Here is an 11563-nt window from a genome sequence, read left to right as displayed (position 1 = left end):
CGATTATAGGGATCGGGCAGGGGCTTGCCTATGGCGCTGGCATGGGTGCTTTTCCACTTGCCAGCCAGGGTGGGGAGCGGGGCGTTTCACGTGGAACGCCCAGGCCGGTCTAGCCGGGCACCCGCACCCAGCCCTCCATCAGCACCCTGGCACTACGGCTCATGATGGCCTTGCTCACTACCCAATCGCCATCTTGCTGGCGGGCCTCCGCCCCCACCCGCAAGGTGCCGGAGGGGTGGCCGAAGCGGACTGCCGTACGGGCACCGCCACCCGCCGCCAGATTGACCAGGGTGCCGGGTATCGCCGCCGCCGTACCTATCGCCACCGCCGCCGTACCCATCATGGCGTGGTGCAACTTGCCCATGGACAGCGCCCGCACCAGCAGATCGATATCGGCTGCTGCCACGGCCTTGCCGCTGGACGCCACATAGTCGGCCGGCTTGGCCACAAAGGCCACCTTGGGCGTGTGCTGACGGTTGGCCGCTTCGTCCAGGTGCTGGATCAAGCCCATGCGCAGTGCACCGTGTGCCCGCAATGTCTCGAACATGGCCAGGGCCTTGGCATCGCCATTGATGGCATCCTGCAGTTCGGTGCCGGTATAGCCGATGGCCGCTGCGTCCACGAATATGGTCGGGATGCCGGCATTGATCAGCGTGGCCTTGAGCCTGCCTAGGCCCGGTACTTCCAGCTCATCCACCAGGTTGCCAGTAGGGAACATGGCGCCCCCCCCACCGTCCTCGTCCGCAGCCGGGTCCAGGAAGTCCAGCTGGATTTCCGCCGCGGCAAAGGTCACGCCGTCCAGCTCGAAATCGCCCGTCTCCTGCACCATGCCGTTGCTGACCGGCACCTGGGCCACGATGGTCTTGCCAATATTGGCCTGCCAGATACGCACGGTAACCATGCCATCCTGCGGAATACGCGCCGCATCGATCAAGCCATTGCTGATGGCAAACGGCCCCACCGCCGCCGACAGGTTGCCGCAGTTACCGCTCCAATCGACAAAGGCCTTGTCGATGGCCACCTGGCCGAACAGGTAATCCACATCATGATCCGGCCGGCTGCTTTTGCTGACGATCACCGCCTTGCTGGTACTGGAGGTCGCCCCACCCATGCCATCGATCTGCTTGCCATAGGGGTCCGGGCTGCCTATCACCCGCAGCAGCAGGGCATCACGGGCGGCACCCGCCACCTGGGCCGCCTCGGGCAGATCCTGCAGGCGAAAGAACACACCCTTGCTGGTGCCGCCACGCATATAGCTGGCGGGAATCTTGATCTGCGGCGCGTGCTTGCTCATGTCTCGTCTTCCTGTATTGAATAATCCGCCCCGGCCAGCGTGCGGGTGAGGGCAGAACCGGTCGCCGCCCAGATGGCCGTCAGGACTGCATCGGTCTGCTGCAATATCTCGTTGTTCCAGAACCGCAAGACCCGAAAGCCCTGCCGTTGCAGCCAGGCATCCCTGACCTCATCCACCGCGCCGCCATGCTGGCCGCCATCGGCCTCCACGATCAACCGCGCGCCGAAATGGACGAAGTCCACGATGTAGGGGCCCAAAGGCTGCTGCCGGCGGAATTTCTCGCCATCAAGGCGATGCGCACGTAAATGCCGCCACAACAGCCGCTCGGCATCGGTCATGTTCTGCCGCAGGGCTTTGGCGAACTGCCGCTGTTCCATGCTGCCCCCTCTCCCCAACCCCTCTCCCGCGGGGGAGAGGGGCTCTGAATGATTTTGTGCTTGCTGCTGTGTTCTGGTTGGTTTGAGGGTGGTGGGGTGGATGGATTGCTTGCTGTTCCACCGCCCCCTCTCCCCAACCCCTCTCCCTCGAGGGGAGAGGGGCTAGTGAATGATTTTGTGGTTGGTGCTGCATTCTGGTTGGTTTGGGGGTGGGTGGGGTGGATGGATTGCTTGCTGTGCCGCCGGCCCCCTCTCCCCAACCCCTCTCCCGCAGGGGGAGAGGTGCTAGAGAACGAGTTCGCTGTTGTGTCGCTTGCTTTGTTCTAACGAGGCCAACAGCCGCCCATCCCATCAGCTCGCTCAGAAAACCCCAACACCCCCACACCCACCCCTACCCGCCATCCATTCGTCACCCCTCTCCCCCCGCGGGAGAGGGGCCGGGGGAGAGGGGGAGGCCCATCACCCCCTGGCAGACGCCAGAAAATCCTGAGCAAAGCGCTGCAGCACGCCGCCGGCCTCGTAGATCGAAACCTCCTCGTCGCTATCGAGACGACAGGTCACCGGCACCTCCACCCGCTCGCCGCTGCGGCGATGCACCACCAGCGTCAATGTCGCCCGTGGCCGGCGTTCGCCGATCACGTCATAGGTTTCGGTACCATCCAGGCCCAGGGTCAGGCGGTTCACGCCCGGCTTGAACTCCAGCGGCAGCACACCCATACCCACCAGGTTGGTGCGGTGAATGCGCTCGAAACCCTCGGCCACAATGGCCTCCACCCCCGCCAGGCGCACGCCCTTGGCTGCCCAGTCGCGCGATGAGCCCTGGCCGTAGTCGGCCCCAGCGATCACCACCAGCGGCTGCTTGCGCGCCATATAGGTCTCGATGGCTTCCCACATGCGGGTGACCTGGCCCTCGGGTTCGATCCGCGCCAGCGAACCGGGCTTGACCTTGCCATCCTCGCGCACCATCTCGTTCAGCAGCGTCGGGTTGGCAAAGGTAGCCCGCTGGGCCGTCAGGTGGTCGCCACGGTGGGTGGCGTAGGAATTGAAATCCTCTTCCGGCAAGCCCATCCTGGCCAGGTACTCGCCCGCGGCGCTATCCAGCAGAATGGCATTGGAGGGCGACAGATGGTCGGTGGTGATGTTATCGCCCAACACCGCCAGGGGGCGCATGCCCTGCAGTGTGCGCTCGCCGGCCAGCGCACCCTCCCAGTACGGCGGGCGGCGGATATACGTGCTCTGGCCGCGCCAAGCATACAGCGGGCTGACCTGCTGGCCCGCATCCTGCTGCGGCGCAAACATGGGGATATACACCTGGCGGAACTGCGCCGGCTGCACCGCCTGCTTCACTACCGCATCGATCTCCTCGTCCGAGGGCCAGATATCCTTCAGCCTTATCTCGCGGCCATCCACCACACCCAGCACATCCTTTTCGATATCGAAGCGTATGGTGCCGGCAATGGCATAGGCCACCACCAGGGGTGGCGAGGCCAGGAAGGCCTGCTTGGCATAGGGGTGGATGCGGCCATCAAAGTTGCGGTTGCCCGAGAGCACGGCGGTCGCGTACAGCTTGCGGTCTATGATTTCCTGCTGGATCTTGGCATCCAGCGCACCCGACATGCCGTTGCAGGTGGTACAGGCAAACGCCACCACCCCAAAGCCCAGCTTTTCGAGATCGGGCATCAGCCCGGCGGCCTCCAGATACAGCTGCACCGTCTTGGAGCCCGGCGCCAGCGACGACTTCACCCAGGGCTTGCGCACCAGGCCCAGGCGGTTGGCATTACGGGCCAGCAGGCCGGCGGCGATCACGTTGCGCGGGTTGCTGGTGTTGGTGCAGCTGGTAATGGCCGCAATGATGACTGCACCGTCAGGCATCAGGCCCTGGGCCTCCTGCGCGCGGGCCTGATCCAGGCCCACGGCGATGCCACGCTCGGCCAGATCGCTGGTGGGCAGGCGCTTGTGCGGGTTGGATGGCCCCGCCATATTGCGCACCACGGTCGCCAGGTCGAACCGCAACACCCGCTCGTATTGGGCGCCCGCCAGGGCATCGGCCCACAGACCGGTATGCCGGGCATAGGTCTCCACCAGCTTGACCTGCTCATCCTCGCGGCCGGTCAGCCGCAGGTAGTCCAGTGTCTGCTGGTCGATAAAGAACATGGCCGCCGTCGCACCATACTCCGGCGCCATATTGGAGATGGTGGCCCGGTCGCCCAGGGTCAGCGCCGCCGCGCCCTCGCCGCGGAACTCCAGATAAGCCCCCACCACCTTTTCCTTGCGCAGGAACTCGGTCAGCGCCAGCACCACATCGGTCGCCGTAATGCCGGGCCCAGGCCGGCCCGAGAGTTCCACGCCCACGATATCGGGCAGGCGCATCCACGACGCGCGGCCCAGCATCACGTTCTCGGCCTCCAGCCCGCCCACGCCGATGGCAATCACCCCCAGCGCATCCACATGCGGTGTGTGGCTATCGGTGCCCACGCAGGTATCGGGGTAGGCCACGCCATCCAGCACCCCTATCACCGGCGACATCCGCTCCAGATTGATCTGATGCATGATGCCGTTGCCCGGCGGGATCACATCCACGTTCTTGAAGGCCCGCTTGGTCCAATCGATAAAGTGGAAACGATCCTCGTTGCGGCGATCCTCGATCGCACGGTTCTTGGCAAAGGCATCGGGGTCGAAACCGCCGCACTCCACCGCCAGCGAGTGGTCCACGATCAGTTGCACCGGCACCACCGGGTTCACCTTGGCCGGGTCGCCACCCTGGTCGGCTATGGCATCGCGCAGGCCGGCCAGGTCCACCAGGGCGGTCTGGCCCAGAATGTCATGGCACACCACCCGCGCCGGAAACCAGGGGAAGTCGAGATCCCGCTTGCGCTCGATCAGCTGCCGCAGGGCATCGACCAGATTGGCCGGCTCGCAACGGCGCACCAGGTTCTCGGCCAGCACGCGGGAGGTATAGGGCAAGCCATCCCAGGCCCCAGGCTGGATGGCATCGACCGCCTCACGGGCGTCAAAATAATCCAGCCGGGTGCCGGGAAGGGGTTTGCGGTGGGCGGTATTCATGGATGTCCCCATCTGCTACGTGTCACTACGGTACGGTATGTTTTTTTGAGTGATGCAGGGCAGCCGGCGGGGCAGGGCGCCAGGCCCCGCCACCGCAGCGGCGCCGGTCAGCGCTGTGCCAGCGGCACGAACTGCAGGTTTTCCGGCCCGGTGTAGTTCGCGCTGGGGCGGATGATCTTGCCATCGACCCTCTGCTCGATCACATGCGCACTCCAGCCGCTGGTGCGCGAGATCACAAACAAGGGCGTGAACATGGCCGTCGGCACACCCATCATGTGGTAGCTGACCGCGCTGAACCAATCCAGGTTGGGGAACATCTTCTTGATATCCCACATCACCGATTCCAGACGCTCGGCAATATCGAACATCTTCATGTCGTCGGCCTGCTGCGACAGCGTACGTGCCACTTCCTTGATCACCTTGTTGCGCGGATCGCTGATGGTATAGACCGGGTGGCCAAAGCCGATCACCACCTCCTTGCGCTCCACCCGGGCGCGGATATCCGCCTCGGCCGCATCGGGCGATTCGTAGCGCTTCTGCACCTCGAATGCCACCTCGTTGGCGCCACCGTGCTTGGGGCCGCGCAGCGCGCCGATGGCGCCGGTAATGGCCGAGTAAATGTCCGAACCAGTGCCGGCTATCACTCGGGCAGTAAAGGTCGAGGCATTGAACTCATGCTCGGCATACAGCACCAGCGAGGTATGCATGGCCTTCACCCACTCTGCCGACGGCTTCTCGCCATGCAGCAGGTGCAGGAAGTGACCACCTATCGAATCATCGTCGGTCTCCACCTCGATACGGCGGCCGTTATGGCTGAAGTGATACCAATACAGCAGCATCGAACCCAGCGACGCCATCAGCCTGTCGGCGATATCGCGCGCGCCCGGCATATTGTGGTCGTCCTTCTCCGGCAGCGTGCAACCCAGGGCCGATACGGCAGAGCGCATCACATCCATCGGGTGGGCGCTGGCCGGCAAGGCCTCCAGCACCGCCTTCACGCTGGCCGGTATGCCGCGCAGCGCCTTCAGCTTGTTCTTGTAGCCACGCAGCTCTGCCGCATTCGGCAGCTTGCCATGCACCAGCAGGTAGGCAATCTCCTCAAACTCGCAGGCATCGGCCACGTCCAGAATGTCGTAACCCCGGTAATGCAGATCGTTACCGGTGCGGCCCACGGTACACAGCTCAGTATTACCGGCAGCAACGCCCGACAGGGCAACAGACTTCTTCGGCTTGGGCAGAACGGATTGGGTATCGGACATGCTGTACTCCTTCACGGCCCGAATGGCGGGCAGGGTTAGATTGATCTTGGGTCTGATGTAACTTGAACGGCGGGCAACGTACTGGCCACCAGGGCAAAACTGGCAGCACGCCGTAGGGCGAATCGCGCCGCCCCGCCGGGTTGGACAAGGCCGCCGCGCCTGGCAGGCCGCCTCGCCCCGATACAGCTAGCGGCGCTTAGAGCGGCTAACAAAACCCAGCGTAGCGGTTCTGGCTAGGCGTGCGTGCGCAGACAGTACGTGGGTACGGCAAGCTCGCACAACAACGCCAGAAGGGTTTTGTTAGGCGCTCTTACTGCCCGCTCTGCGCAAACAGCGCATCCAGCTTTTGCTCATACTCGTGGTAACCCAGGTGCTCATACAGATCCATGCGGGTCTGCATGCGGTCTATCAAGTTCTTCTGGGTACCCTCGGCCGCAATGGTCTGGTAGCTATGCAAGGCCGCCTGCGCCATGGTGCGGAAGGCCGACAGCGGATACAGCATCATGCTCACCCCCACGCTGCCCAGCTCGTCGCGGGTAAACAGCGGCGTCTTGCCAAACTCGGTGATATTCGCCAGCACCGGCACCTTCACCGCCTCCACAAAGCGCTGGTACATCTCCAGGCTCTCCATGGCTTCGGGGAATATCATGTCGGCCCCCGCCTCAACGCAACGGCAAGCCCGGTCGATAGCCGCATCCAGGCCCTCCACCGCCAAGGCATCGGTACGCGCCATGATCACGAACTCGGCATCGGTCTTGGCATCCACCGCCGCCTTCACCCTATCCACCATCTCGTCGGCCGACACAATCGCCTTGCCCGGACGGTGCCCGCAACGCTTGGCCAGCACCTGGTCCTCGATATGCACAGCAGCCGCACCGGCCCGTATCATCTCGCGCACGGTACGGGCAATATTGAAGGCACCACCCCAACCGGTATCGATATCCACCAGCACCGGCAGCTGGGTGCGGTCGGTAATCCGCCGCACATCAATCAGCACGTCTTCCAGCGTGGTAATGCCCAGATCGGGGATGCCGCAAGAGCTGGCCGCCACCCCACCACCCGACACATACAAAGCCTTATGGCCACTATGCTCGGCCAGAATGGCCGCATAGGCATTGATGGCGCCCACGATCTGCAACGGGGCTTCGGCGGCAACGGCATCGCGAAAGCGACGGCCGGCGGAGACTTGGGACATGGAGCACTCCTGAATGAGGGATGGCGAGGCACTGAGCAGTTACCATGCCAGACCAGCACAGGCCCAGGCACGGTGTTTGGAATCAACGATATACCAGCATGGCGGGCAGGGTGGCCCTGGCCGACAGGCTGTGTAACGTTTCATATAGGAAACATGATCTCACAGGTGAAACACAAGGCGCACCCTAGAGTGGACCTTCCCGGTTGGCCAACGCTAGGGCGTATCTGGGGCAGCCTTCATCGCCAGCGCAGGCAATTGATTGCTGGATCGGGTTTCACGTGGAGCCATGCCACCCTGCGCCTATTCAACCCCGCTGCAATAGCTGCTCCAGCAAGGGCAGAAACAACGCCCTGCCACGCAGCTTTTCCCGCCAACGCAGCGGTATATCGTCCAGCCCACCGCGCAACCCGGCCAATCCACCAGCCAGACAGGCCGTCGTATCGGTATCGTTGCCAAGCCGTATAGCGGCACGAACCACTGCCTCATAGCCATCTGCAGCCAGCGCAGTGCGGGCAGATCGCAGGCTATCCACCACATAGCTGCTACCGCGCCCGTCCATCTCATCATCAGGGCGGATATAGAACTCCAGCTCAGCCTGTTCCTCCGACCCATCACCACACATAGTGCGCAGCACAGCAACGGCATAAGTCCAAGGTTCGTCCACCTCGTTCAATATCGCCCGGGCCCATAAGCAATAGAGCGCGCAGCATAGCTGGGCACGGGCGTGGCCGTGCGTCACCCTGGACTGCAATCGGGCATCGGCAACCAATTCGGCATCGCTACCCTTATGCCACAGCGCCAAAGGCAGCACCCGCATCAAAGAACCGTTGCCGTTGTCACGCGCGCCAGCAGGCCCCGCATCAAGTGCTGGCACGCCAGCCCGAAACGCCGCCAATGCCCGAGAGGTTTGCACGCCCACATCGAACACACGCTGGTCCACCGCCATATACCCCGACTCATACCAGTCATGTAGCCGCCGCATCAGATCGGCCGGATCCAGTCGACCGCATTGCAGCAAGGACGCCAATAAACAAAGCGCATGCGCCCCGTCATCGCTCCAGGTGCCAGATGGCACGGCGCTGTGAGAGCGGCGAAAATCAGCAGGCGGGTCAAACTCTATCGCCTCCGATACCGGAATCAGATCAGGCGCATTGAACTCGTAGGGAACGCCAAGCGCATCACCTACCAATAGGCCCCAAAGCGCGCCCTGAATTCTTTCGGAACGGGTATGTTTCATATAAGCCATGCTTAGGTATGGGGAGGCCTTGAACTATCCCCCAAGGCGTTTCAATATCCAGAATCTGGCCCCTTGTTGATCAAGCCCAGCGCCACACATCATTATCTTTGGAGATTTCATGAACCTCAGCAATACGACGATGGCGAGTTATGCTTTTCTTAAGGAAATGTATCGTGACTCATATTTCCCCGATGATCTGGTAAAGAAAGGCGAAAGCATACTGATTGATCTATGCAGGGAGATCGAAAAAAGCAGTCCATCGAACCTCAGCGAGCTCTACGCCTTAACGCATGCAGCCACCGACAAGTTCAATGACCTGCAAGAGGAGTTCGACGAACGCGATAGTGAAATTGAAACAGCGGCACGAGAAGCCATTGCCGAAGACTTCGCGAACATCGCGAAAGCCTATGGTTTTGCCGAGGCAGACGTCGAGGAACTGATTGCAACAAGGGATTGGTAAGCTGCTTAGGCAGCTCAAGCCAACCAGCAGGGGTAAACAACGTGGCATGGGGCTCCCCATGCCACGAAGTCATTACCAGCACGCCAGCCTAAGCCCGGTACTGTTGACGCCGATAGCGCTTCCAGCAGCGCTGGGTGGTGCGTAAGTCATCATCCCAAGCATTCGGTAGGTACTGAGGCTGCCGCACTGCTCGAACTGGCGGTTCGCCTTCTTCAGGCATTACTAGGGCGTGCGCTTTCCGCTCAGACTGGGTTTTGGGATATCGGAAACCGCACCAGCCGCTACCCTTTCCTGTACCAGGGATAGCTCCCCGACGAAAGCGTGGCCAACAAGCAGGGCGTTCCGCGCGTTTACGTAATCCCCTGCCATAGGCCGCCAGTGCAAGCACATCCAGCGATTTTCCGCTCGGCGACCAGGCATGCATGACAGTGCAAGGGTTAAAGCTGATGCAATTATGGACAGTCCAAAACGCTACTTCCTGCGCCAGGCTCGCCAGATCAGGCCTAGCGAGGTGAAAGAAAGTATGGTTTGGGCGCACGACAAGGCAACCGAAACAGCCGTCAAAGGCCGGGGGCGGTTGGTATTTCTGTTGCATCGGAATCTCCAGGTTAAGCACCTAGAAATCCGTTGCACCTCCGATGGGATAGCGTAATAGATGAAACATGGCAGTCACGGCGTGGCAAGTCTAAAGAAAGCCTAGTCTAGCAGATAGAGCGTCGATTCACCGTACCGCAGCGCAACGATTACGCAAGGCATGCTTCACTGCCCGTCATAAAATCTTTGCAAAGAAACGCTGCTTGGATTCGCCAACTCACCACGCCATTCATTCTGTAGGATCGCGCTCAATGCCATATTCAAGGAGGCTCATCCTACGGAGGATAACATTCGGCACTGCAATATTGATTTGATCGACAAGCGCCTTGATCTCCGAATGGGAGAATCCCGTCAGATTTATCCGCTTCTTCCGCCCACGTACGTCCTTAAGCGACATATGGAGCTCGGTATCACCAAGAAATTGCCGCCTCCGGTAGATTGTAACGACCCGAATACTACCGAATCGCATCTTCCATCGTTCACGTCTATATCCATTCCAACACTGGGTCACCTTGTATTCAAGTTCATCTTCTTCCGGTTTCCAATGCAATGTCTTGATCAATTCCCATTCTTTAAAATATGAAATTAAGAAACAAATGAACCCTATAGAAATACCCAGTATAACCATCTCTGCAGAGGCATCAAATAGCATAAAACCGCCTAAGGCCATAGCGAAAATATACCCAATGGCAGATTGTTTATATTGAGTTCTATATGAAGTGATCAACATGATTTATTTAACTGAAAGATTCGACCTATAGCCAAGGGAAGCCATAGTGGTGCGCACACAAGTTAATGTTAGAAACCGCACGATTTGCGCAACCCTTAATGTGGCATGGTTTATCGGAAACTCCCTTCAAGGAGCAGAGTTAGCAATTTTACTTTGGCCCGCAAAGCATAGGATCAGGTCTTGTATTTTGCATTCCAAGGCTGTTTCGAGTATACAAAATACAAGACCTAACCCCATGGTTCCCTGCGCTCGATGGAGGGGTTAGGGTGCGTATTCACGGCAACACCAAGCGAAGGGACGAGCGTAAGGATCTAGCCTTTACGCCGCAGTTTGGTTCCTTCACAAACACCGTCACTGCCGCATGAACGTCATAGGTGCCTGGGATGAGTACCCCAAGGTCTTCTTCATCTTCAAGTGCGTCAGCCATCGTGACAAGCGGCACGTCGGGCCCGACAAGTGTCTCCACATCGTGGATTCGGAGGATGCACGTCGAATAGCCTATTTGGATCTCTTCCTTGTTCACGTTCTGCAGGCTACACATATTGACGTCCATCCGACCAAGGACAATGCATGGTTCGTCGAAGCTGACGCAGTATCTGAAGGGCATTGAGGACATTCGGCTGTGATACCGCAAGTCCTGGATCAGGGAAATGGACAGCTTCATATTCATATTTGGCTCGCACGCACTAACGATTGCCTTCAGCCGCGCCGCTAGGCGTCGGCTGCAACTTCGGGTTAGGCAGCGCTGTCGCTACCAAAACTTCCATCATTTGCACTTGCGCATAACATCGCGACTGCCTGGCTTGGGATGTAAATCTGGCCACCTGTGCGAATCATTCCCCGGGTATGCGCGACCGGCTAAAGAGTGTTGCACAACGCTGGGGCCGCGCAGCAGGATTACCGGGTGGCATTGGAAATGTAGTCCCCGGCGTTTTAAGCAAGAACGCGTCAATGATGAAACGCACAAGCTTGCGATCGTAGTCAGTGTCCTGTGCAGCGTATTGCTCCGTATTGCGATTGACCCAGGAATCAATCACCCGGACCCCGTCCGACGAGCCTTCCAGGCGCAAGCCGTAGATAAAGACACCAGTCCAGCTACGGTGGAAGCGAAGCCAACTATCCTCGTAGTAGATGAACCACTTGTCTTCCATCTGTTCGGGCACGAGTCCAAGCATCAGTCGTTCGGCCTCTTCGTCAGTGAATAGAGCCTCAAATCCGAGCTGCTCCCTTGTGGCGGGAGGATCAAGATGCTTCCAAGAAGAGCTTGTGGCGCGCATGCTGTGATGCCTAACAGTTATTCAACGGACGCATGGGTCCGTATATTGATAAGAATGGCGATATGCTTCATGCCAAT

Annotated in this window: 10 protein-coding genes; 1 reads left to right on the top strand and 9 read right to left on the bottom strand. The window is 60.1% G+C overall.

Features of this window, described 5'->3' with window-relative positions; genetic code table 11:
* Positions 1-109: 109 nt before the first annotated feature.
* From prpF to QQK16_RS06165, 6 genes are all read right to left on the bottom strand, one after another.
* Positions 110-1294 (bottom strand): 2-methylaconitate cis-trans isomerase PrpF, encoded by a 1185-nt coding sequence (gene prpF / locus QQK16_RS06190; RefSeq protein ID WP_284195555.1) that lies wholly within the window; start codon positions 1292-1294, stop codon positions 110-112.
* Entirely contained in the window at positions 1291-1671 is a 381-nt protein-coding gene (locus QQK16_RS06185) for an endonuclease domain-containing protein (RefSeq protein WP_284195554.1), read from the bottom strand. Before QQK16_RS06185 ends, prpF begins: the two co-directional genes overlap by 4 nt.
* 459 nt (positions 1672-2130) lie before the next feature.
* Positions 2131-4734 (bottom strand): Fe/S-dependent 2-methylisocitrate dehydratase AcnD, encoded by a 2604-nt coding sequence (gene acnD, locus QQK16_RS06180; protein ID WP_284195553.1) that lies wholly within the window; start codon positions 4732-4734, stop codon positions 2131-2133.
* Positions 4735-4841: 107 nt separating this feature from the next.
* Positions 4842-5993, bottom strand: a complete 1152-nt coding sequence (prpC, locus tag QQK16_RS06175; protein ID WP_284195552.1) for a bifunctional 2-methylcitrate synthase/citrate synthase — start codon at positions 5991-5993, stop codon at positions 4842-4844.
* Between the two features lie 310 nt (positions 5994-6303).
* Positions 6304-7188, bottom strand: a complete 885-nt coding sequence (prpB, locus tag QQK16_RS06170) for a methylisocitrate lyase (protein WP_284195551.1) — start codon at positions 7186-7188, stop codon at positions 6304-6306.
* Between the two features lie 304 nt (positions 7189-7492).
* Positions 7493-8425, bottom strand: coding sequence for an ADP-ribosylglycohydrolase family protein (locus QQK16_RS06165; RefSeq protein WP_284195550.1), 933 nt, complete (start codon positions 8423-8425; stop codon positions 7493-7495).
* A gap of 118 nt (positions 8426-8543) precedes the next feature.
* Here QQK16_RS06165 and QQK16_RS06160 point away from each other — a divergent pair, with 118 nt between their 5' ends.
* Positions 8544-8885 carry a DUF5713 family protein gene (locus tag QQK16_RS06160; protein ID WP_284195549.1) on the top strand — a complete coding sequence of 114 codons (342 nt, stop codon included), beginning with the start codon at positions 8544-8546 and terminating at the stop codon, positions 8883-8885.
* A gap of 823 nt (positions 8886-9708) precedes the next feature.
* Here QQK16_RS06160 and QQK16_RS06155 read toward each other — a convergent pair.
* From QQK16_RS06155 to QQK16_RS06145, 3 genes are all read right to left on the bottom strand, one after another.
* Positions 9709-10209 carry a hypothetical protein gene (locus QQK16_RS06155; RefSeq protein ID WP_284195548.1) on the bottom strand — a complete coding sequence of 167 codons (501 nt, stop codon included), beginning with the start codon at positions 10207-10209 and terminating at the stop codon, positions 9709-9711.
* 274 nt (positions 10210-10483) lie between these two features.
* Positions 10484-10879 carry a hypothetical protein gene (locus tag QQK16_RS06150; RefSeq protein WP_284195547.1) on the bottom strand — a complete coding sequence of 132 codons (396 nt, stop codon included), beginning with the start codon at positions 10877-10879 and terminating at the stop codon, positions 10484-10486.
* A gap of 163 nt (positions 10880-11042) precedes the next feature.
* Positions 11043-11486 carry a hypothetical protein gene (locus QQK16_RS06145; RefSeq protein WP_284195546.1) on the bottom strand — a complete coding sequence of 148 codons (444 nt, stop codon included), beginning with the start codon at positions 11484-11486 and terminating at the stop codon, positions 11043-11045.
* Positions 11487-11563: the final 77 nt, after the last annotated feature.

Source organism: Chitinimonas prasina (assembly GCF_030160395.1).
Taxonomy (GTDB): Bacteria; Pseudomonadota; Gammaproteobacteria; order Burkholderiales; family Chitinimonadaceae; genus Chitinimonas; species Chitinimonas prasina.
Note: the sequence above shows the minus strand (reverse complement) of the source record. Positions and strands in the feature narration are given on the sequence as shown.

Bases quoted from the DNA above. Each gene is read 5' to 3' on its own strand.
- prpF (WP_284195555.1), bottom strand. From the start codon at position 1,294: ATGAGCAAGCACGCGCCGCAGATCAAGATTCCCGCCAGCTATATGCGT.
- QQK16_RS06155 (WP_284195548.1), bottom strand. From the start codon at position 10,209: ATGTTGATCACTTCATATAGAACTCAATATAAACAATCTGCCATTGGG.
- acnD (WP_284195553.1), bottom strand. From the start codon at position 4,734: ATGAATACCGCCCACCGCAAACCCCTTCCCGGCACCCGGCTGGATTAT.
- QQK16_RS06145 (WP_284195546.1), bottom strand. From the start codon at position 11,486: ATGCGCGCCACAAGCTCTTCTTGGAAGCATCTTGATCCTCCCGCCACA.
- QQK16_RS06185 (WP_284195554.1), bottom strand. From the start codon at position 1,671: ATGGAACAGCGGCAGTTCGCCAAAGCCCTGCGGCAGAACATGACCGAT.
- prpB (WP_284195551.1), bottom strand. From the start codon at position 7,188: ATGTCCCAAGTCTCCGCCGGCCGTCGCTTTCGCGATGCCGTTGCCGCC.
- QQK16_RS06160 (WP_284195549.1), top strand. From the start codon at position 8,544: ATGAACCTCAGCAATACGACGATGGCGAGTTATGCTTTTCTTAAGGAA.
- QQK16_RS06150 (WP_284195547.1), bottom strand. From the start codon at position 10,879: ATGAATATGAAGCTGTCCATTTCCCTGATCCAGGACTTGCGGTATCAC.
- QQK16_RS06165 (WP_284195550.1), bottom strand. From the start codon at position 8,425: ATGAAACATACCCGTTCCGAAAGAATTCAGGGCGCGCTTTGGGGCCTA.
- prpC (WP_284195552.1), bottom strand. From the start codon at position 5,993: ATGTCCGATACCCAATCCGTTCTGCCCAAGCCGAAGAAGTCTGTTGCC.